This window comes from Nocardiopsis listeri, assembly GCF_020741345.1.
GTDB classification, from domain to species: domain Bacteria; phylum Actinomycetota; class Actinomycetes; order Streptosporangiales; family Streptosporangiaceae; genus Nocardiopsis; species Nocardiopsis listeri_A.
This window is the reverse complement of the sequence record NZ_DYZD01000204.1, coordinates 1-21,065: the sequence shown is the minus strand read 5'-3', so window position 1 is coordinate 21,065 and position 21,065 is coordinate 1. Positions and strand designations below refer to the sequence as shown.

Here is a 21,065-nt window from a genome sequence, read left to right as displayed (position 1 = left end):
CGACGCGCTGCATCTCCTTCTGGGCGGCGCGACGCTCGGCCGCGGAGACGGCCGGCGCCTCGTCCTCGGCCCGCTTCTCGGCGGTGGCCGTCTCGGAGGCTCCCAGCGGCACGGTGACGTCACCGGCGCGGGCGGCGCGGCGGTCCAGGTACTCGTCGACCCCGCCCGGCAGGAACGCCAGGGAGCCGTCGCCCATCAGGGCGAGCACACGGTCGGTGATGCGCTCCAGGAAGTACCGGTCGTGGCTGACCAGCACGAGAGAGCCCGGCCAACCGTCGAGCAGGTCCTCCAGCTCGGTGAGCGTCTCGATGTCCAGGTCGTTGGTGGGCTCGTCCAGCAACAGCACGTTGGGCTCGTCCATGAGCAGACGGAGCAGCTGGAGTCGTCGGCGCTCGCCACCGGACAGGTCACCGATCGGGGTCCACTGGCGCTCGCCCCGGAACCCGAACTTCTCCAGCATCTGGCTCGCGGTGTAGTCCCGCTTGCCGATGGTGATGTGCTCGCGCACGTCCATCACGGTCTGGAGGGGACGAGCGGTGGGGTCGAGTTCGGTGACGTTCTGGGACAGGTGCGCGAGCTTGACGGTGCGACCGGTCCGCACGGTCCCGGAGTCGGGTTCGCGCTCCTCGGCGAGGATCTTGAGCAACGTGGACTTGCCCGCGCCGTTCACGCCCACCAGGCCGACCCGGTCGCCGGGTCCCAGCTGCCAGGTGAGGTGGTCCAGCAGGGTGCGGTCGGGGACCGAGTACGAAACGTCCTTGAGGTCGATGACGGTCTTTCCCAACCGGGAGGTGGCGAAGCGCGTCAGTTCGACGGTGTCGCGGACCGGCGGCTCGTCCGCGATGAGCCGGTTGGCCGCCTCGATCCGGAACTTGGGCTTGGAGGTACGTGCGGGGGCGCCCCGGCGCAGCCAGGCCAGCTCCTTGCGCATCAGGTTCTGCCGGCGGTCCTCCGCGGCGGCGGCCTGACGGTCGCGTTCGGCCTTGGCGAGCACGTAGGCCGCGTACCCGCCCTCGTAACGCTCCACTGCGCCGCGCCCGACCTCCCAGGTGCGGGTGGTGACGGCGTCGAGGAACCAGCGGTCGTGTGTGACGACCACGAGCGCCTCGGGGCGTTCGCGCAGGTGCTCGGCGAGCCAGGCGATGCCCTCGATGTCGAGGTGGTTGGTGGGCTCGTCCAGGACGATGAGGTCGTGGTCGTCGACCAGCAGGCGCGCCAGGCCGGAACGGCGGCGCTCACCACCGGAGAGGCCCGACATCGGCAGGTTCAGGTCCCAACCACCGAGCAGCCCCTTCAGGATGTCGCGAATGCGCGCGTCGCCCGCCCACTCGTGCTCGGCGAGCCCGCCGAGCACGAACTCGCCGACGGTGGTGTCGGGGAAGTCGTCCCGCTGGTGCAGGAAACCGACCCGTAGTCCGCGGTTGTGCACGACGCGGCCGGAGTCCGGCTCGGTGATCGCGGACAGCACGGAGATCAGCGTGGACTTACCACCGCCGTTGCGGCCGACCACGCCGATGCGTTCTCCCTCGTCGACACCGAGGGAGACCTTGTCGAGGAGTACGAGCGGCCCGTAGGCCAGGGACACGTCCTGAAGGTTGACCAGATTCGTCATCACCCTCCATTGTGCTGCCACCGCGAAGGTGCGCGGACCGCGCACCGGGGAACGCCCGGGGCCGCACCACGCAAGGCCCCGGGCGGGTTCACGGAGAGGGAACCCCTATACCAGGAAGAACTCCCTGGCGGACTTGGCGATTCCCTCGGTGTCCAGACCGTGGGCCCGGGCGTGCTCGGCGGGGGTTCCGTAGGCGCGCAGTTCGGCGTCGCGGGGCACGCCCAGGGACAGTTGGCGGTGCCGGCGGTCGGCGAGCGCCTCGGAGACCTCGTGCGCGGACGTCCCGCGCAGGTAGGGCTCCACCAGGAGCACGTCGGCGTTGCCCGCGGCGGCGGTCAGCGCGCCGAGGCCCTCGCGGTCGAAGGGACGCACGGTGGAGGTGTAGGCGACCGTGACGTCGAGGTCGGCGGTGGCCTCCAGGGTCCGGTCCAGCATCGGGCCGACCGCCAGTACGACCCCGGCGGAGCGGGGCGATCCGGTGCGCACCACGTGCAACCGGGGCTGCACGGGCAGCGCGGCCCGGTTGGAGGTGCCCGACAGGCGCAGGTAGACGCGGTGGTCTCCGGGGATGTCCTGTTCGAGGGCGTCTCGGACCTCGTCGGGGTGGCCGGGCACCCTCACGGTCCAGCCGGGAAGGGTGTCGAGGACGGCGACGTCCTCGGGTGCCTGGTGGGTGCGGCCCTCCTCCGCGGCGTCGTAGGAGCCGCCGATGCTCACCAGGATCGCGCCCACGTCCTGGTGTCCCAGACCGATCTTGATCTGCTCGAAGGGACGCTCGATCAGGAAGGGCGCGTAGCTGTGCGCGATCGGGCGCATGCCGGTGAGCGCGAGCCCACCGGCCACGTCGATCATGGCCTGTTCCCGGATGCCCAGGTTGATCACCCGGCCCGGGTACTCGAGCGCTGAACGACGGAACATTCCGGCGGAGATGTCGGCGAGGACGACCGCGGTACGGGGGTCCTCGTCCATGGCCTCGTTGACGGTGGCGGCGAAGGTCTCACGCATGTCTGGGCTCCTCGGCTTCTCAGTTGCGGACGCGTGCGACGACGGCCAGGGGCCGGCCGGCCCGGGAGGGTACGAAGGCGTCGTGGAGGGCGGTGTGGTCACGCCCGTTCACCTCACGGGTCTCCCAGCCCTCGACCTCGAAGCGACGGCCGATCCCTCCGGGCCAGCCGTGGGTGGCGGAGCCGTTGTCGATGGCCACCACGGTGAGGTTGTCGACACCGAGTCGGCCCGCGGCGGCGATGGCCTCGTGGTTGCTGCCCTCGTCGAGTTCGCCGTCGCCGACCAGCACCACCACACGTGGTTCGGTGCCGTCGGACCGACGGATCCGCTGGGCGCGCAGACCGAGGGCCATGCCCAGGCCCAGCGGCATTCCGTGTCCGAGGGAGCCGCTGCCGATCTCGACCCCGGGCACCAGGACACGGTCCGGATGGTGGCCCAGTGGGGAGTCGAAGGTGGTCCAGCTCCGCAGTGTGGGCACGTCGAGGAAGCCCTTGGCCGCGAGCACGGCGTAGTAGGCGGCGGGTCCGTGCCCCTTGGAGAGCAGGAAGCGGTCGCGGTCGGGCGCCTCGGCGGTGGCGGGCGTGACGTCGAGGACACGGTCGTAGAGCACCCACAGGACGTCGAGTGTGGACGCGGAAGCCCCGTTGTGCTTCTCGTCCCCCTCCATCAGCCCGATGAGCGCCGGAAGGTCGGCGTACCTGGAGAACGTGGCTGTGATCGTCATGCGGCCCAGTGTTCGTCCTCAACAAAGGTTGAGGTCAACCCGAACGCAAGGCCCGACCACCGAAAAGTCTCAGGTGATTTACGTCACAGGACCGTGGCGCCGGGGACGTCTCCGTCGGCCGCCACGACCTGCTCGCACAGGCCGGTGCCCCGCAGCGCCGCCACCACCGCCGCCTCACGTTCGGCGACCACCGACGAATCCTCGTCCCCGCCCACGAGAAACGCACAGGTCGGACCGGAACCGGACACCAGAGCACCGAGTGCCCCCGCGCCACGCCCGGCCGCCAGGGTCCGTTCCAACTCGGGCAACAGCGACAGGGCGGCCGGCTCCAGGTCGTTGCTCAGCGACCGACCCAGCGCCACGGCGTCCCCCTCGGCGAGGGCCTTCTCCAACGCCGGATCCGCTCGGGGGGCGGGCGCGTCCGGTCGCAACCGGTCGTACTCACCGAACACGTCCGCGGTGGAAAGACCCCGCTTGGACAGGGCGAACACCCATCGGTAGCGGCCCGGGCTCGACATCGGCTCCAGGATCTCGCCACGGCCGGTGCCCACCGCGGTGGCGCCGACCAGTCCGAACGCGACGTCGCTGCCCAGCCGGGCGGCCGACTCCAGCAGACGCTCACGCGAGAGCCCACAACCCCACAGTCGGTCGCAGGCCACCAGCGCGGCGGCGGCGTCCGCGCTTCCCCCGGCCATGCCGCCGGCCACGGGGATGTTCTTCTCCAGGTGGATGTCGACCGGCCTTCCTCGGCCGGACTCCCGCGCCACCGAGAGTGCGGCGCGGGCGGCGAGGTTGCTCTCGTCCAAGGGCACCCTGGCCAGGTGCGACCCCAACTCACCACCCGCGGTGAGGGTTACGAGGGGGCTCTGCCGACGCGGGTACGCGTCCTTGACGGTAACCTCGTCGAACAGCGAGACGGCGTGGAACACGTTGACGAGGTCGTGGAATCCGTCCTCGCGGCCGGGCCCTACCGCCAACTGGAGGTTCACCTTCGCGGGGACCCGCACGGTTACGGTGGTATTAACGGTCACGAGTCCCCAATCGTAAAGGAACCCCCACCTTGCGTGAACACACACCCCGGAACGGGGCCCACGGTGTTCACCGGCTTCGACCAGCGCGGAGATCCGCGCCTCGGAGTTCGACCGAAATCCACGCCCACGGACTCGCTACCACTGTCATGTCAGTTTCCGCCCGCCCTCGAAGCGGCCCAATCCGGCCTACGAGTGGGAATCCGGGCACAAACACCGCTACCTTGGGGCAAGGCGGGGTTTGGACACCGTCGGGGAGGGTCGCTTGCCGTCGGATGGGCTCCCGAAGAACCTGGAACCGTTGGCCGCCGGAGATCCGGCCACCATCGGTCCCTATGTGCTGTCCGGGAAGCTGGGCAGTGGCGGCATGGGTACCGTCTACCTGGGCAGCACGCCCGAGAAGAACAACCATGTAGCGATCAAGGTGATCCGCCCGGAGCTCGCGTTCGACGAGCAGACCCGGGCACGCTTCCGTGACGAGATGGAGAACGCCCGCAAGGTCGCCTCCTTCTGCACCGCCAAGGTGCTCGACCACGGGACGTTCGAGAACCGCCCCTACATGGTGACCGAGTACATCGCGGGCACGGCCCTGGCCGAGCACATAGCGGAGAACGGTCCCCTGGACTCCTCCACGCTGCACGGCTTCGCCCTGGGCGTGGCCGCGGCGTTGGCGGCCATCCACCGCACCGGGCTGGTCCACCGCGACCTCAAGCCCGCCAACGTGCTGCTGTCCATCTCCGGTCCCCGGGTGATCGACTTCGGCATCGCGCGGGCGATGAACACCGCCACCAACCACACCCAGACCGGCATCGTCATGGGCAGCCCCGGTTGGATGGCGCCCGAGCAGTTGCTGGAGGAGAAGGTCACCACCTCGGCGGACATCTTCGCCTGGGGCTGTCTGGTGGCCTTCGCCGGGAACGGCACGCACCCCTTCGGCAACGGCGACGCCATGACGCTGGGCAAGCGGGTGCTGTTCGCCGAACCCCAGATCAGCAACCTGGACCCGCCGCTGGACCGTCTGGTCGCCCGCGCCCTGGCCAAGGAACCCGGCCGCAGACCCACCGCGCAGGACCTCCTGTTGGAGCTCGCCGGTGGCGAGGAGGCCGGCAACCCCAACGACATGGTCTCGCACGCCCTGCACCAGTCGTGGCGACCCAACCTGCCGCCGGGCCCGCCCGGGCCTCCCGGCATGCCGCATCCGGCGCACCAGGGCGCGACGGGCATGCGTCATCCGGCCCCCGGCCAGTACCAGGCGGCGGCCCCCATGGCACCGCCCGCGCACCAGACCGGCAACTTCACCCACCCCCCGCAGCAGGCGCCCCACCAGCCGCCCCGACAGCCGCAACAGGCCCCTCAGCAGCAACACGCGGCGCACCCGTCGACCGGTCACCCGGCGGCACCCGGGCCGCAGGGGCAGCCGCACCCCGCCCAGCAGGGACCTCCGCCCGCGCATCACCCCGCCTCCACCGGCCCCATCCCGATGGTGCCGCCGCCCGAACAACAGCGAGGCCCACAACCGTACGTTCCGCCGGTGCCCCCGCCACCGCACCGCCCCACCACCCCGGGCAGGCACGGCACCTTCTACTGGGGTGTCATCGCGGCCGCCATCGCCTTGACGGTGGCCATCGCCCTGCTGATCCTGCTGGCCATGAACGGCGCCTTCTCCCCGGACCGGAACCAGGGGAACGGGACCGACGACCCCGGGGCCTCGGTGGAGAGCCCTGAGCAGGAGGGGGACTCCCAGGCGGGTCAGGCCCCGGACGAGCCCCCTCCCTCCGACGAGAACGGCGCGGCCTTCTCCCCCGACGAATCGGTCCGCTATCAGGTCGAGCAGCTCTCCTGCGACAGGGAGCTGCCCGGACGTTCGACCCCCTCCGGCGGCCGATACTGCGTGATCGACCTGACCGTGGAGAACAGGGGCGACGCCCCGATCGACTTCGGTTCCGACAGCCAGAAGCTGGTGACCGACGACAAGCGTTGGCTCAACTCCGAGTCACCGACCGCCGGCGAGGCCAGGTCCAGCCTGTGGGGAACGATCGATCCGGGTGAGTCCGGTGTGGGTCCGCTGGTCTTCCTCCTGACCGTGGACGAACTCCCCGAGACCCTGGAACTGTTCCACGACCCGGAGCAGGACCCGACCAGCATCAGGCTTCCCGTCCCCGAATGACGGACACACGAACGAGGGCGGGGTCCGGCGCGTGTGCGCCGGACCCCGCCCTCGTTCTCTCGGGGAGTCCTACTCCCACTCGATCGTGCCCGGGGGCTTGCTGGTCACGTCCAGCGTCACCCGGTTGATCTCACGGACCTCGTTGGTGATCCGGTTGGAGATCAGGGCCAGCACGTCGTAGGGGACCCGCGACCAGTCCGCGGTCATGGCGTCCTCACTGCTGACGGGGCGCAGCACGACCGGGTGGCCGTAGGTGCGACCGTCACCCTGCACGCCCACCGAACGCACGTCGGCGAGCAGCACCACCGGGCACTGCCAGATGTCGCGGTCCAGCCCGGCGCGGGTGAGCTCCTCCCTGGCGATGGCGTCGGCCTCGCGCAGGATCTCCAGCCGCTCGCGCGTCACCTCTCCGATGATGCGGATGCCCAGACCGGGGCCGGGGAAGGGCTGGCGCCACACCATCTCGGCGGGCAGGCCCAGTTCCTCGCCGACCCGACGGACCTCGTCCTTGAAGAGCTCGCGCAGCGGCTCCACCAGGGTGAACTGCAGGTCCTCGGGGAGGCCGCCGACGTTGTGGTGCGACTTGATGTTGGCGGTGCCGGAACCGCCACCGGACTCCACCACGTCCGGGTAGAGGGTGCCCTGCACCAGGAACTCGACCTCGGAGCCGCCCTCGCCGCTCTCCTCGACGACCTCGCGGGCCGCCTGCTCGAACACGCGGATGAACTCACGGCCGATGATCTTGCGCTTCTCCTCGGGGTCGGTGACCCCGGCCAGCGCGGCGAGGAATCGCTCCTCGGCGTCGACCACCTTGAGCTTGGCGCCGGTGATCGCCACGTAGTCCTTCTCGACCTGCTCGGCCTCGCCCTTGCGGAGCAGGCCGTGGTCGACGAACACGCAGGTGAGCTGGTCACCGACGGCGCGCTGGACCAGCGCGCCGGCCACGGCGGAGTCCACCCCGCCGCTGAGGGCGCAGATGACGCGCTTGTCGCCGATCTGGGTGCGGATGCGCTCCAACTGCTCCTCGACGATGTTCACCATCGTCCAGGTGGGACGGCAGCCGGCCCCCTCGTACAGGAAGCGGCGCAGCACCTCCTGGCCGTGCTCGGTGTGCATGACCTCGGGGTGGAACTGGACGCCGAACAGGCGGCGGTCGGTGTCCTCGAAGGCGGCGACCGGGGCGCCCGCGGTGCCGGCGACGCTCTTGAAGCCGTCGGGCGCCTGGACCACGGAGTCACCGTGCGACATCCACACGTTCAGCTCCGAGGGCAGTCCCTCGAACAGCACCGAGTCGGCCGTGGTCGACATCCGGGTACGGCCGAACTCGCTCAGGTCGGTCCGGTCGACGACCCCGCCCAGAGCGCGCGTCATCGCCTGGAAGCCGTAGCAGATACCGAAGGTCGGGACCCCGGTCTCGAACAGCTCGGCCCCCACGTTCGGGGCTTCCTCGGCGTACACCGAGGAAGGGCCGCCGGAGAGAATGATGGCCTTGGGTTTCTTGGCGAGCATCTCCTCGACCGGCATGGTCGAGGGCACGATCTCGCTGTGCACGTGACACTCGCGGACCCGTCGCGCGATCAGCTGCGCGTACTGCGCACCGAAGTCGACGACGAGGACGGTGTCGAACGTGCTGTCAGCAGCAACGGACACGACGGAGGACCTTCCGCAGAAAAATCGGGATGTCCGTCCAGTCTAGGGCGTTGGTCATGTTCAGGACGCCCGCTCGGGTATGCGAACCGGCACGCCCCGAAGGTCAGCCCGCGAAACCGTTCGGGTTGGTCGACTGCCAACGCCAGGCGTCCCTGCAGGCGTCGTCGACGGACTTTTGCGCCTTCCAGCCCAGTTCGCTCGCGGCCGCGGCGGGGTCGGCGTAACAGACGGCGATGTCGCCCGGTCGACGGCCGATCACCTCGTACGGGATGGTGTCACCGGTCGCGCGTTCGAAGGCGCGCAGGCTCTCCATGACCGAGGTCCCGTGCCCGGTGCCGAGGTTGTAGACCCGGTGTCCGGGGGCGTCGGCCAGGTGGTCGACGGCGGCCAGGTGCCCGGCGGCCAGGTCCACCACGTGCAGGTAGTCGCGGACCCCGGTGCCGTCGGGGGTGTCGTAGTCGTCACCGTAGACGCTCAGCCTCTCCCTGCGCCCGGCGGCGACCTGGGCGATGTAGGGGAAGAGGTTGTTCGGGATGCCCTGGGGGTCCTCTCCGATCAGGCCGCTGGGGTGCGCGCCGATCGGGTTGAAGTAGCGCAGGGAGATGATCCGCCAGTCGGATTCGGCGGTGGCCAGGTCGTCGAGGATGCGCTCGGCGAACAGCTTGGTGCTGCCGTAGGGGTTGGTGGTGGACAGGCCCGCGTCCTCGGTGATGGGCACCCGCTCCGGGTCGCCGTAGACCGTGGCCGAAGAGCTCAGGACCAGGTCGCGGACCCCCGCTGCGTGCATGGTCTCGCACAGGGTGAGAAGCGCGTCCAGGTTGTTGCGGTAGTAGCGCAGGGGCTGCCGGACGGACTCGCCCACGGCCTTGAGCCCCGCCAGGTGGATGACCGCGTCGACGTCGTGCCGGTCGAAGATCGCCCGCATCGCCTCGGGGTCGGCGCAGTCGGCCTTGTGGAAGGCGAGGGCGCGACCGGTGATCCGCTCCACCCGGCGCAGGGACTCCTCGTGGCTGTTGACCAAGGAGTCGACCACCACCACCTCGTGGCCCGCCTCGAGGAGCGCGACGGCGGTGTGGGAGCCGATGTACCCGGCGCCACCGGTGAGCAGGACGTTCATCGATCCATCCCTGGAGGTGAGGGTGCTGCTGACCCCTTCAGGATAGGCAATGCGGCGCGGCGAACGGGTGACGCTCACCGATCGGTGAATTCATACCGCGGCATGAGGTGCCGTGCCGTGGTGCCGGCTAACGTTGGGGACCATGCCCGTCCCGTCCCCGCGTTCGTTCACCACCCGTGCGACGTCCTGGTCCCGTGAGCACGTGTTCGTCATGGACGTGCTCTGGGCCGCGCTCTGGTTCGTCCTGCTGCTGGCGACCTGGCCGCTCTCGTCGGCCTCCCCCGTGGATTCCGCCGCCTACCTCACGCTGACCGTGGGATGTTGCGCGGCCTTGAGCGCGCGCCGGGTCCGCCCACTGACCGCCTTGACGGCACTGGCGGCACTGTTGGCGATCCAGGTGCTCTGGATGGAGCACTTCACCACCCTGTCGGTGATCTGCGTGCTGGTCGCCACCTACACCTCGCAGACCGAACTGTCGACGTGGTGGCGCCGCGCGGTCCTGCTCGTGCTGCTCCTGGGCGCGGCCTGGGCCGTCCTGTTCATCCCTGACCTGGTCTATACGGAGGACCTCGGGGCCAGGGTCGCCTCCCTGTTGTCGGCGTGGACGACCCTGCTGCTGTTCGCCCTGCTCGGTACGGTGCGCCGGCACAACCGGGAGGAGGTCGACCGGCTCCGGGAACACGGCCGGTTGCTCCGGGCCAAGCGCGAACAGGAACTGAGGTTGGCCGCCCTGGGCGAGCGCACCCACATCGCCCGGGAGATGCACGACGTCCTCGCGCACTCGTTGAACGTCATCGTCGCCCAGGCCGACGGGGGCCGCTACGCCGCGCGGTCGTCCCCGGAGTCGGCGGTGACCGCGTTGGAGACGATCGGTCGGGTGGGTCGGGAGTCCGCACGCGAACTGCACAGGCTGTTGGGGGTGCTACGGGAGGACGGGGAACGCGAGGTCTCCCCCATGCCCGGTCTGGACGAGCTTCCCGCCCTGGTGGAGGAGTACCGGCGGACGGGTCTACGGGTCCGTCTGGCACAGGAGGACCCACCCGCGCACGAGGTGGTGCCCCCGCCCGCCAGCGTGGGCCTGACGGTCTACCGCCTCGTCCAACAGTCGTTGGCCAATGCCCTGGAACACGCCGGCCCGGTCCCCGTGACGGTCCACCTCACACGCTCCCCCGGGCTGATCGTGGTCACCGTGACCAACCCGGTCGGTCCCGAGCCGCGGGGACCCGGCGAAAGGGACGGAGGACATGGTCTGATCGGAATGCGGGAAAGGATCGCCCTGCACGGCGGGACCCTGGAGGCGGGAACGGACGGGACCACCGACCTCTGGCGGATCCGTGCGAGCGTTCCCTGGGAGGAGACGTGATCCGGATCGGGCTGGCCGACGACCAGCGGCTCTTCACCGCCGGGATGGCCATGGTCATCGACTCCCAGCCCGACATGGCCGTGGCCTGGCAGGCCGGCGACGGGGCCGAGGCCGTCGAGCGCCAACGCGCGGACCCGGTGGACCTGGTGCTGATGGACGTCCGGATGCCGGGGACGGACGGGCTGAGCGCCACGCGCACGCTGGTGGATTCGGGCGCGCGGTGTCGGATCGTGGTGCTCACCACCTTCGACACCGACGAGTACGTGATCGAGGGCATCGAGGCCGGCGCGACCGGGTTCCTGCTCAAGAACACTCCCCCGGAGGAACTCCTGGAGGCGCTGCGCGCCGTGCATCGGGGAGATTCGGTGGTCTCGGCGAGCTCCACCCGAAGGTTGCTCCAGCATGTGCGTCCGCTGCTGGGCGGCGGCTCGGGCCCGTCGTCCCCTCCGGCACGGGAGACCCGAAGGGCCCTGGAATCCCTGACACCACGGGAGCGTGAGGTCCTCACGGCGGTGGCTCGCGGGTACACGAACACCGAGATCTGCGAGCTGCTGGTGTTGTCCATGCCCACGGTCAAGACCCACGTGGGCAACGTGCTGGCCAAGACCACCTCCCGGGACCGGGTCCAGGCGGTGCTGTTCGCCTTCCGCGCCGGTCTCGTGGATCGTCGGGACCTGCTCCGCGACGCCTGAGGCCACGGCTCGGACCCTGGTACGAGTGCCTTGTCGGTACCACGGTCCGATGCGCCGTGTGGGTTCGACGGTGGAGTCTCCTCGGTGGAAGGAGCTTCATGAATCACGTCATCACCACGGACGGGCTGACCAAGACCTACGGGTCTCGCACGGTCGTGGACTCCCTGGACCTGCTCGTACCCCAGGGGTGCGTCTACGGGTTCCTCGGCCCCAACGGGTCGGGCAAGTCCACCACGATGAAGATGCTGCTGTCGCTGGTTCGCCCCGACCGAGGACGGATCAGCGTCCTGGGTCGCCCCATGGACCGCCGCACCCGGCACGAACTCTCCCCCTTGATCGGCTCCCTGATCGAATCCCCGCCGGGATACGGGCACCTGACCGGCCGGGAGAACATGGCGATCGTCCGCCGGATGCTCGGGCTCACCGAGCACCAGGTGGAGCGCGCCGTGGCCACCGTGCGTCTGCGCGACCACATGGACAAACCGGTCCGCGCCTACTCGCTCGGAATGAAGCAACGGCTGGGCATCGCCATGGCCCTGGCCCGCGAACCCCGTCTGCTCATCCTCGACGAACCCACCAACGGGCTGGATCCGGCCGGGATCGAGGAGATCCGCGACCTCTTGACCTCCCTGGCCGGGGAGGGTGTCACCGTCATGGTCTCCAGCCACCTGCTGGACGAGGTCGACCGGATGGCGTCGGTCCTGGGGATCCTCGGCCGGGGGCGGCTGATCTTCCAGGGCACCCGAGCGGAACTGTTCGACCGCAGTACGCCTGACCTGGTGCTGCGGACCACCGAACCCGAACGCGCCCTGGCCCTGGGGGTGCCGGCCGTGCGCACCCACGAAGGGCTGCGCCTGGCCGGGGCGGGCGACGACGACGCCGCCGACCTGGTGCGGCGGCTGGTCCACCACGACGTCCCCGTTCACGGGCTCTATCGTGTGCGCCGCTCCCTGGAGGAGGTCTTCATGGACCTGACCGGGCGGGAGGGGCTGTCGTGATGCGGATGGCCGTGGGCCTGGAGATCCACAAGACACGCGGTCTGCGTGTGTGGGTGTCGTGCCTGGTGATGGTGGTCGCCGTCGTCGCCCTGTCGGGGATGAGCCTCTTCTCCGAGAGCGCGCGCGAGGGGTTCGCCGATCCGGCCGCCCAACCCTGGGAGTCCCTGTTGCTGAACCAGGTGATGATCTCGGCGATGACCTCACCGATCCTGGTCGCGGTGCTCGCCGGACGCCAGGTGGACATCGAACACCAGGGCCGGGGTTGGTTCCTGGCCCGGGTGTCTGGTCTGGGGCCGGGGCTGCTGTGCCGGGCCAAGGCGGTCGTTCTGGGCGTGGTCCTGACGGTCACCGTGGTGGCGCAGTGCGTGCTGCTCGTCCTCGCGGGCACGGTCGTGGGGATCGAGGTCGCTCCCCCGATCACCCTGTGGGCGCGCTATGGGCTCTTCCTTTTGCTGGTGAACCTGGCGCTGCTGGGCCTGCACCTGTGGCTGGCCGCCCGGGTGGACAACCAGCTCGTGGGGATCGGCGTGGGGCTGCTGGGGGCCTTCTACGCGGTCTACGCGCTGCTGATGCCCACGTGGGTGGCCTACGTACTGCCCTGGGGCTACTACGCGGCGATCTCGCCGGTGGCGATGGCCAACGAGCGGTTGATCGAGTCGGCGCCCCTCCCCTGGGCTTTCGCCCTGTTCCTGTGCGCCGCGGCGGCCCTGTTCCTCGGGGCGTGCCGACGCTTGGACCGAGCCGAGGGAGATCCCGCGTGATCCTCGCCGAACTCACCAAGCTGCGTCGCTCGGCCCTGTGGGTCGTCGCTTTCGTACTGCCGGTGCTCGCCGTCACGGCGGGGACCGTGAACTACGCCGCCAACCAGGAGGTGCTCTCCTCCGGTTGGGAGGCCTACTGGTCCCAGGTGGTGCTGTTCTACGGCCTCTTCTTCATGTCGATGGGTGTGGCCGTGCTGGCCTCGGCCGCTTGGCGGATGGAGCACCGGGGGCACAACTGGAACCTGTTGATGGCCACTCCCGCGCGTCCCGGGGCGATAGTGGGCGCCAAGATCGTCTCGATCACCCTCGTGGTGGTGGCCATGCAGGTGGTCCTGCTGACCCTGGCGACCGGGATCGGAATGTTCGTGCTCGACCTGGAGGGCGCACCACCGTGGGAGTACGCGGTCGTCGCGCTGCTCGGGGTGGTGGCGGCCCTGCCCGTGGTGGCCGCGCAGTCGCTGCTGTCGATGCTGATCCGGTCGTTCACCGCGCCGGTGGCCGTAGGACTGTTGGGGTGCGCGATCGGAACGGGGCTGCTGTACGGCGGCCAGGGCGGCGTGGTGTCCCACCTGTTCCCCCACTCCCTGGTCACCTCGGCGCTGTTCCTGGGCAACGGCGCCGTCTCCGACGCGGCCGGGCTCGATCCCGCGGCGGTGGGTCCGATCGTGTTCGCGTCCCTGGCCCTCACCTGTGGGTCGTGGGCCCTGTCCACGTACCTGCTGTCCCGTCGGGACCCGCCCTGATCAGGGGCGCTTGTTAGATTGGTCGGATGATCGAACGACTCTTCGTCTACGGAACCCTTGCCCCGGGCAGACCCAACGAGCACGTCCTGGCGGACGTCCCCGGTGAGTGGGAACCGGCGTCGGTCCGGGGAGAGCTGCTCCAGCGGGGCTGGGGCGCGGCGTCCGGCTATCCGGGCATCGTCCTGGACGACTCCGGTCCCGTGGTCCACGGCTTCGTGTTCGGTTCGGAGGAGCTGACCCGCCACTGGAAGCGCCTCGACGACTTCGAGGGTGACGAGTACAGGCGGGTCCCGACCTCGGCCAGGCTGAGCAGCGGGGAAACGGTGCGGGCGAACGTCTACGCCCTGCGCCGGGCCTCGGACACCTGAAGGCCCGGCGCGGACGGTGGGTCAGCCCCGGTGCGGCGGGGTGTCGCTCCGGGTGTCGATCCACAGCACCTGCGGGTCGTGGTCGCTGACCTGGTCGTGGAACTCGGAGTTGATCCGAGCGACCTCGTAGTCGACCCGGCCGGCCAGGGCCTCGTTCACCAGGATGTGGTCGAGGGCCTGGGAGTTGCCGTCGAAGACGTAGTTGTAGCCCTCCGTCGGCTCCAGCAGGTCCACCATCGGGTTGGTGAGCGCTCCTTCGCCGGTGAGGACGTCCAGGGTGTGGGAGAACTGGAAGTCGTTCAGGTCGCCCATCACCACCAGGTTCGCCTCGGGGTCGACGGCCAGGAGGTCGTCTGCGAACTCCCGGACCAGCTCCGCCTGGGCGGCCCGCTGCACCTCGCTGGACCGGTTCGGCGGCTGCCGGACCCCGTGCAGGGGCTCGTCGCCGCCCTTGGAGTTGAAGTGGTTCGTGACCACGTACACGTCGCGGTTGAGGGCCCGGAAGTGGCCGACCAGGGGTTTGCGGCTCTCCTCCCAGGCCTCGTCCTCGGGGCTGATCCTGCCCGGGGAGACCGACAGTTCGGCCCCGTCCTCGCCCTCGACGACCTCCACCGCGGTGGTGGCGTCGCCGCCCTCCACGTCCACGAACCGGGCACGGTCCGGGTTGAAGAGGAAGGCGTTGCGGATGTTGCCGCCGGGCACGCCGCCGTCCTGCTTGTCCTCCGGGCTGATCTGGCGCCACTCGTAGGCGGGGCCCCCCGCGTCGGCGATCGCGTCGACGAGCCGGTCCAGGGTGAGGCCGGCGTCGACCACGCCGTCGTCGGTCTCACCGCTGTCGTCCTGGATCTCCTCCAGGCCGACGATGTCGGGGGAACCGACGTACTCCACGAACCCCTCGGCGAGGGCGTCGAAGTCCGCCTGGTCGTCGGTGCCACCGAGGTTCTCGACGTTGTAGGTGGCCACGGAGACCTCGTGCCGCTCGGTCTCGCGGACCGGTCGCCGCTCCAGGTCACCCGTGGCGTGCTCGCCCAGGGTGGTGGCGCGGATCACGTGGCCACCGAACTGGCTGTAATAGACGGGCCCCTCGGTGACCCCCGCGAGGGTGTCGCCGACGTTCGCCTCCGGGAAGGGGCGCTCCGCGTGGTCGATCAGCGACTCGATCTTCACCCGGCCGCCGTTGGGGTCGTCGTAGGAGCCGTAGTGGGCCCCGCCGTTCGCCGTGGCGTTCTCGTCGGGACGGGTGGTCACCCACAGGGCGTCGTAGCCGTCGGTGGGCGCGATGACGGGGGCGTCCTCGACCCGGACCCGCATGTGCTCGTGCGCGGCCCAGAAGTCGAGGGCGTAGGTGTCGGGTTCCAGCTCCAGTTCGGAGATGTCGCCGCCGGGAGCGGGCACGTAGGCCCCGGGGATCGTGTCCTCCTCCAGCCGGACCGACTCGGGCAGCTCGTTGCCGGCTGACACGACGTTCCAGGACGCCCGGTCGAGCTGGGTGATGGTCTGGGCACCGTCCTGCGGGCCGTACTCGCTCACCCTCCCGGAGACCAGGACCTCGTCGCCGACCTCGACGTCGGGGGTGGTGGACCCGGTGAAGACGAACAGCGCTTCGCTGGTGCGTGGGTCGTCGTCGCCCTCGGGGTCCTGGAACCAGAAGCCCTGCGCGCCGCCGAACCCGGCGATGGCGGTGACGACACCGGGGAGGCCGGTGACCTCCTCGCCCACCAGGGGTGAGGTGCGGGTGGTGCCTTGGACGTCATGGATGCGCAGATCGCCCGGTTCGGTCGGTGCCTGCTCGCCGTCGGCCAGGGCGGGCACCGCCGCGACCAGGCCGGCACCCAGGGCCATGGCGGCGAGGACGACGCCGGTGGTTCGGTAGGGGGTTGAGGACACGCCTGAATCTCCGGTGGTGTCGGGGACGGGGGTTTTGTGCCGGCTCATCATCGCCCTCGGGGGCGTCCCCTCGAAAGAGTGGACGTGAAAAGAAGACGAAGTGCGATCCGATTGTGGTGATCCCATGACAAAGCGTCGCCCCGAACCCGGTGTGATCCTCCAAGTTCGGGGCGCGCCGTCACCCTCGTTCCGTCACAGGCGGGGGTCGACCGGTTCGGTCTCCAGCGCCAGCAGCGCGAAGACCGGCTCGTGCACCCGCCACAGCGGTTCGCCCGCCGCCAGCCGGGACAGGGCCGTCAGCCCGAGCTTGTGCTCGCGCATGGCCAGCCCGGCCTTACGGCCCAGCCTGCGGTCCTTGAGCACCGCGATCCGTTCGGGGTCGGTGTAGTCGGCCCCGTAGATGATCCGCAGGTACTCGGGCCCGCGCACCTTCAGCCCCGGCTGCGCCGGCCCCTTGCGGGCCCTGGCCCGGGCGCCGAGCAGCGGCTTGACCACCATGCCCTCGCCTCCGACGTCGACCATCTCCCGCCACCATTGGGCTGCGGCCTCGCAGGCGTCGCCGTCGGTGGTGTCCACGACCCGGTAGCGGGTGCGGTGGATCATCGGGTGGGCGTCGGCGAGCTGTTCGGCCACGCCCATGTGCCAGAGGTGGTCGGCCTCGGTGTACTCCCGCCCCTCGGTGGCCGCCAGCATGAACGGGGCGAACCGCAGGCCCTTCACCCCGTCGGTCTCCCAGGTGTAGCGGCGGTAGACGTCGCTGAACGCCGCCATCTGCCCGGTGCGGCGTTCGACGGTCTCGGCGAGCACGGACACGTCCACCCCGCGTTCGGCCGCGGCGGCCAGCGCGGCGCCGGCGGCCGGCAGCGAGGCCCTCGCCGCGGCGCCCACCGACGCGTACCGGTCACGGATGAGCGAGCCGGCCTTGGCCGACCAGGGCAGCATCTCCCCGTCCAGGACCATCCAGTCGGTGCCGAGCCTGTCCCACAGGCCGGCGTCGGAGATCGCGCGACGCAGTTCGTCGACGATCGTCCCCTGCAGCCCTGCGTCCTTGAAGAAGGGTCGCCCGGTGCGGGTGAAGACGGTGCCGAGCTCCCCGGGAACGAAGCGCCGTTCGGCGGCCGCCTCGTCCCGGCACAGCACCGCCACGGCCCGCGAGCCCATGTGCTTCTCCTCGCAGATCACCTGGTCGATGCCGCAGGAGCGGAAGGATTCGAAGGCCTCGGCGGGGTGCTCCAGCAGGCCCGGGTCGGCCGCGGTGGGCGCGGGCGCCATAGTGGGCGGTAGGTACACCAGCCACCGTGGGTCGACGGCGAAACGGCTCATGACCTCCAGCGCGGCCATGGCGCTCTCCGCGTTCGCCCGTACGACGCCGTCGTCGGTGCTGACGAACAGGCCGGCGTGGAGGTCGCCCAGGCCGACATCGGTGCCGTCGATGGCCTGCCCGGTGTTCCGGTCGGCGCCCTTCGACGCGTCCTCGACCAACGGTCGTACCGGTTCGTACCAGACCTGTTCGGCGTCCACGTCCACGATCTCGCGCTCCGGGTAGCGCAGCGCGGTGAGACGCCCACCGAACACACAGCCGGTGTCCAGGCAGATGGTGTTGTTGAGCCACTCGGCCTTGTCGGTGGGTACGTGCCCGTACACGACCGTGGCCTTGCCCCGGTAGTCGCGCGCCCAGGGCAGGCGCACCGGCAGACCGAACTCGTCGGTCTCCCCGGTGGTCTCGCCGTACAGGGCGAAGGAACGGACCCGCCCGGAGGCACGACCGTGGTACTCCTCCTTGAGCCCGGCGTGGGCGATCACCAGCCTCCCCTCGTCCAGGAGGAGGTGGCTGACGAGACCGTCGCAGAACTCCAGGACCTGCTCGCGGAACTCCTCGCTCTCGCGTCCCAGCTGTTCGACGGTCTCGGCCAGACCGTGGGTGAGCCTGCCCGAGCCCTTCCTCATGTAGCGGACCAGCTTGTTCTCGTGGTTGCCGGGCACGCAGAGGGCGTCGCCGTCGGCGACCATCCCCATGACCAGGCGCAGTACACCGGGGCTGTCCGGGCCCCGATCCACGAGGTCTCCGACGAACACGGCCGTGCGCCCCTCGGGGTGGTGCGCACCCACGGGTCGCCCCTGGTCGTCGTGGCGCATTTCGTAACCGAGGTCGCCGAGCAGGGACTCCAGCTCGGAACGACAGCCGTGGACGTCGCCGACGATGTCGAAGGGTCCGGTGAGTTCGGTCCGGTCCGGCCAGGGACGTTCCAGCTCGATCCGGACGGCGTCGATCTCCTCCTGCCCCTTGAGGACGTGCACCTTGCGGATGCCCTCGCGTGCCATGCGTTTGAGCCCGTCTCGCAGGTCTCGACGCTGCCGGCGTACGACGTGGTCGCCGAAGTCGCGGTCCGCCCGGGAGCGGTTGCGCGCCACGGCCACGGACTCGGGCACGTCCAGCACGATCGCGGTGGTCAGGACGTTGTTGTCCTTGGCGATGCGAATGAGCTGTTCGCGGGCCTTGCGCTGGACGTTGGTGGCGTCCACGACGGTGAGCAGTCCGCGCCGCAGCCGGATGTCCACGATGGTGTTCAGCAGCGCGAACGCGTCGGCGGTGGCGGTCTGGTCGTTCTCGTCGTCGCTGACCACGCCGCGGCAGAAGTCGGAGCCGATCACCTGGGTGGGAGCGAAGTGCTCGGCGGCGAAGGTCGACTTGCCCGACCCGGAGACCCCGACCAGCAGGACGAGCCCCATCCGGGGCACGCCGAGCACGCGGGGCTCGCGGGCGGCCTCCAGGTTCGTCTCGGTCATCGGGTGAAGACCCCCATCTGTGTCGGTGCCCCGGTCTCGGGGTGCTCGTCGCCGACCGGCAGGCACCGGACGGTGTAGCCGTACTGTTCCGCGACCCGATCGGCCCACGTGGCGAACTCGGCGCGGGTCCACTCGAAGCGGTGGTCGACGTGGCGGAGGGACCCGTCGGTCAGGCCCTCGTAGTGGCGGTTGTACTCGACGTTGGGCGTGGTGACCACGACGACGCGGGGCGCGGCGTCACCGAAGACGACGTCCTCCATGGCGGGCAGCCTGGAGGGGTCGAGGTGTTCGACGACCTCCATGAGCACGGCGGCGTCGTGACCGTGGAAACGCTTGTCCCGGTAGACCACGGAGCCGAGCAGCAGCTCGGTCCGAGGCCTGCGGTCGGACCGGCTCGCGGTGGCGTCGGCGAACAGCGGCCGGTGGCCGCGGCCGCCGCCCGGGTCGCAACCCTTGCAGAGCTTGCGGTGGGCGATCTCCAGACCGCCCAGGTGGACGTCCACCCCGGTGATCCGCTCCAGGTTCCGGTGCCGGACCAGCCGCTCCAGCAGCTTCCCGCCGCCACAACCCAGGTCGATGACGCTGGAGACGTGCTCGGATTCGAGGACCGCCTCGATCGCGCTCGCCCGCCGGTCGGCCAGGGACGGCTCGCGTTCCTCCACCACCGGGTCGGCCCGCTCCCCTTCCGGCTCCTCGTGTTCGGTCAGGCGGGCCAGGGCGGTGCGCACGTACCGGTCCCGGCGGGCGAGGTAGCGCCGGGTGATCCACTCGCGTTCGGGGTGCCCGGCGAGCCAACCCGCGCCGTCCTCCGACTCGACCCCGTCCACGGGGGCACCGCCGGCGCGCAGCAGCTTGTCGATCTCGGTGGAGTCCACCCAGTAGTGCTTGTCGCCGCCCTCCATCGCGGGCAGCAGCACGTACAGGTGGCCGAGGGCGTCGGCCAGTCGCAGGGTGCCGGTCAGCGTGAGCGACAGGTAGTGGGAGTCGCCCCAACCGGGCAGCCCGGGGTCCAGCGGTACCGGTTCGGCGCGCACCGTCCAGCCCAGCGGCTCGAACAGGGCCCGGGCCTTGTCCGGCCCCGGTCGGCACGGCACCGCGGGCAGGTGCAGCTCCAGCGGGATGGGGGTGTCGGCCAGCCCGGGGCGCCCCTCGCACACGCCACGGATCGCGGTCCGCAGCACCCGGCCCAGCGCCACCGTGAACAGCGAGGACGAAGCGTAGGGGCGGTCGTTGACGTACTGGGCCAGGGCGAAGTCGGGGGTGCTCACCGACGTGCGCGTACGCAGCAGCGCCTGCGGGTCGACCTCCAGCAACAGCGCCGCGGTACAGCGTTCCTCGGTGGCCTCGGGGTAGAAGACGTGAGCCGTCCCGAAAGACTGCTCGAAGCTCTGCGCCTTGTCGGGATGCTTGTGCAGCAGGTATCCGAGGTCTGTCGCCGGGCGGGCCGTGGTCGTGATCGTCAGTAGCACCCATGCATTGTGGCCGACCACCTCACCTGGCGACCAGCGCTTTTCATCCCGCGTCGGGGTCGACCTCGGGCGCCTGCCGCGGGTCCACGCCCAGTTCGGCCATGGCCCGGGCGACCTCCGCGCGGGCCGGGCCGAAGAAGGACCAGGGGATCTCGTTGTAGAAACGGCCGGCCGCGCTCAGGTGCCAGCGCGCCGGATCGGACTCGCCCGCCCGCCGGAACGCCCACGCGAACAGGTGATGCGCCTGCACGTCGCGCACGTGCGGAACGCCGGCCGACACCCACGCCCGGGCGAGCCGATAGAGCTCCCGCACCCCCTCACCGTGCAGTCGGCCCAGGCTCATCGACACGATGTAGGGACTCTTGCCCTCCTCGGTCAGCCGACGCTGTTCCCCTCGCAGGTACTCGGCGTGGGCCAGGGCCAACACCGACGGGAGCGGGCTGCCCTCGGGCGCGGTGTCGGCCGCCGCGCCCGCCGCGGCGAACATCTCCTCCACAGACCCTCCGCGGCTCGGGGCCAAGGCCCGGACCCGGGTCATGTGGGCGGCTACCAGGTGGGGCGCACGGGCATGCGCCTCCGTCCAGGAACGCTCGCGTTCGGACCGGTCGCCGAGCCCCATGGCGACGGTCTGCAGCGCGGCCCAGGGCGCGGCGTCGTCGGGGTTGAGCCGGGCGGCCTCGGTCAGGGGCACGCG

16 protein-coding genes and 1 pseudogene are annotated in these 21,065 nt (G+C 70.5%); 7 read left to right on the top strand and 10 right to left on the bottom strand.

The window, feature by feature from the left end:
* The 4 genes from K8V84_RS11145 to K8V84_RS11130 form a co-directional block, all read right to left on the bottom strand.
* A partial coding sequence (locus K8V84_RS11145; protein ID WP_304073911.1) for an ABC-F family ATP-binding cassette domain-containing protein occupies window positions 1–1,612 on the bottom strand: 1,612 nt, incomplete at its 3' end.
* 105 nt (window positions 1,613–1,717) lie between these two features.
* Complete coding sequence (locus K8V84_RS11140) at window positions 1,718–2,617, bottom strand: transketolase (protein WP_304073909.1); 900 nt, start codon at window positions 2,615–2,617, stop codon at window positions 1,718–1,720.
* A gap of 19 nt (window positions 2,618–2,636) precedes the next feature.
* A complete protein-coding gene (locus K8V84_RS11135; RefSeq protein WP_304073907.1) occupies window positions 2,637–3,341 on the bottom strand; it encodes a thiamine pyrophosphate-dependent enzyme in 705 nt (234 codons plus the stop codon).
* A gap of 83 nt (window positions 3,342–3,424) precedes the next feature.
* Complete coding sequence (locus K8V84_RS11130; protein ID WP_304073905.1) at window positions 3,425–4,372, bottom strand: 4-(cytidine 5'-diphospho)-2-C-methyl-D-erythritol kinase; 948 nt, start codon at window positions 4,370–4,372, stop codon at window positions 3,425–3,427.
* Window positions 4,373–4,634: 262 nt separating this feature from the next.
* Between K8V84_RS11130 and K8V84_RS11125 the strand changes: the two genes are divergently transcribed.
* On the top strand, window positions 4,635–6,536 hold the full coding sequence (locus tag K8V84_RS11125) for a serine/threonine-protein kinase (RefSeq protein WP_304073903.1): 1,902 nt from the start codon (window positions 4,635–4,637) through the stop codon (window positions 6,534–6,536).
* A 69-nt stretch (window positions 6,537–6,605) separates the two neighbouring features.
* Here K8V84_RS11125 and guaA read toward each other — a convergent pair whose 3' ends face one another.
* On the bottom strand, window positions 6,606–8,186 hold the full coding sequence (gene guaA / locus K8V84_RS11120) for a glutamine-hydrolyzing GMP synthase (protein ID WP_304073901.1): 1,581 nt from the start codon (window positions 8,184–8,186) through the stop codon (window positions 6,606–6,608).
* Between the two features lie 103 nt (window positions 8,187–8,289).
* Entirely contained in the window at window positions 8,290–9,303 is a 1,014-nt protein-coding gene (gene galE / locus K8V84_RS11115; protein ID WP_304073899.1) for a UDP-glucose 4-epimerase GalE, read from the bottom strand.
* Window positions 9,304–9,445: 142 nt separating this feature from the next.
* Here galE and K8V84_RS11110 point away from each other — a divergent pair, with 142 nt between their 5' ends.
* From K8V84_RS11110 to K8V84_RS11085, 6 genes are all read left to right on the top strand, one after another.
* Window positions 9,446–10,666, top strand: coding sequence for a sensor histidine kinase (locus K8V84_RS11110; RefSeq protein WP_304073897.1), 1,221 nt, complete (start codon window positions 9,446–9,448; stop codon window positions 10,664–10,666).
* The gene (locus K8V84_RS11105) at window positions 10,663–11,358 is read left to right on the top strand and encodes a response regulator transcription factor (RefSeq protein ID WP_304073896.1); all 696 of its coding nucleotides are present in this window, start codon (window positions 10,663–10,665) and stop codon (window positions 11,356–11,358) included. Before K8V84_RS11110 ends, K8V84_RS11105 begins: the two co-directional genes overlap by 4 nt.
* Window positions 11,359–11,456: 98 nt before the next feature.
* On the top strand, window positions 11,457–12,356 hold the full coding sequence (locus tag K8V84_RS11100) for an ABC transporter ATP-binding protein (protein WP_304073894.1): 900 nt from the start codon (window positions 11,457–11,459) through the stop codon (window positions 12,354–12,356).
* Window positions 12,356–13,117, top strand: a complete 762-nt coding sequence (locus K8V84_RS11095) for an ABC transporter permease (RefSeq protein WP_304073893.1) — start codon at window positions 12,356–12,358, stop codon at window positions 13,115–13,117. Before K8V84_RS11100 ends, K8V84_RS11095 begins: the two co-directional genes overlap by 1 nt.
* Window positions 13,114–13,860 carry an ABC transporter permease gene (locus K8V84_RS11090; RefSeq protein WP_304073892.1) on the top strand — a complete coding sequence of 249 codons (747 nt, stop codon included), beginning with the start codon at window positions 13,114–13,116 and terminating at the stop codon, window positions 13,858–13,860. The genes K8V84_RS11095 and K8V84_RS11090 overlap by 4 nt, the downstream gene beginning before the upstream one ends.
* A gap of 26 nt (window positions 13,861–13,886) precedes the next feature.
* Window positions 13,887–14,228 (top strand): gamma-glutamylcyclotransferase family protein, encoded by a 342-nt coding sequence (locus K8V84_RS11085; protein ID WP_304073890.1) that lies wholly within the window; start codon window positions 13,887–13,889, stop codon window positions 14,226–14,228.
* A 21-nt stretch (window positions 14,229–14,249) separates the two neighbouring features.
* On the opposite strand, the pseudogene K8V84_RS11080 reads toward K8V84_RS11085, so the two are convergent.
* From K8V84_RS11080 to K8V84_RS11065, 4 genes and pseudogenes are all read right to left on the bottom strand, one after another.
* Window positions 14,250–16,025, bottom strand: a pseudogene (locus K8V84_RS11080) (endonuclease/exonuclease/phosphatase family protein); the annotation flags it as partial.
* A gap of 282 nt (window positions 16,026–16,307) precedes the next feature.
* Entirely contained in the window at window positions 16,308–18,902 is a 2,595-nt protein-coding gene (locus K8V84_RS11075; RefSeq protein ID WP_304073886.1) for a polynucleotide kinase-phosphatase, read from the bottom strand.
* Window positions 18,899–20,371: a 3' terminal RNA ribose 2'-O-methyltransferase Hen1 gene (locus K8V84_RS11070; RefSeq protein WP_304073884.1), complete on the bottom strand. Its 1,473-nt coding sequence runs from the start codon at window positions 20,369–20,371 to the stop codon at window positions 18,899–18,901. The genes K8V84_RS11075 and K8V84_RS11070 overlap by 4 nt, the downstream gene beginning before the upstream one ends.
* 43 nt (window positions 20,372–20,414) lie before the next feature.
* The coding region (locus tag K8V84_RS11065; protein WP_304073882.1) for a hypothetical protein at window positions 20,415–21,065 on the bottom strand (651 nt) is incomplete at its 5' end.

Excerpts from the sequence above, each read along its gene's own strand:
- K8V84_RS11100 (WP_304073894.1), top strand. The coding sequence starts at position 11,457 with ATGAATCACGTCATCACCACGGACGGGCTGACCAAGACCTACGGGTCT.
- K8V84_RS11110 (WP_304073897.1), top strand. The coding sequence starts at position 9,446 with ATGCCCGTCCCGTCCCCGCGTTCGTTCACCACCCGTGCGACGTCCTGG.
- galE (WP_304073899.1), bottom strand. The coding sequence starts at position 9,303 with ATGAACGTCCTGCTCACCGGTGGCGCCGGGTACATCGGCTCCCACACC.
- K8V84_RS11140 (WP_304073909.1), bottom strand. The coding sequence starts at position 2,617 with ATGCGTGAGACCTTCGCCGCCACCGTCAACGAGGCCATGGACGAGGAC.
- K8V84_RS11135 (WP_304073907.1), bottom strand. The coding sequence starts at position 3,341 with ATGACGATCACAGCCACGTTCTCCAGGTACGCCGACCTTCCGGCGCTC.
- K8V84_RS11085 (WP_304073890.1), top strand. The coding sequence starts at position 13,887 with ATGATCGAACGACTCTTCGTCTACGGAACCCTTGCCCCGGGCAGACCC.
- K8V84_RS11075 (WP_304073886.1), bottom strand. The coding sequence starts at position 18,902 with ATGACCGAGACGAACCTGGAGGCCGCCCGCGAGCCCCGCGTGCTCGGC.
- K8V84_RS11095 (WP_304073893.1), top strand. The coding sequence starts at position 12,356 with ATGCGGATGGCCGTGGGCCTGGAGATCCACAAGACACGCGGTCTGCGT.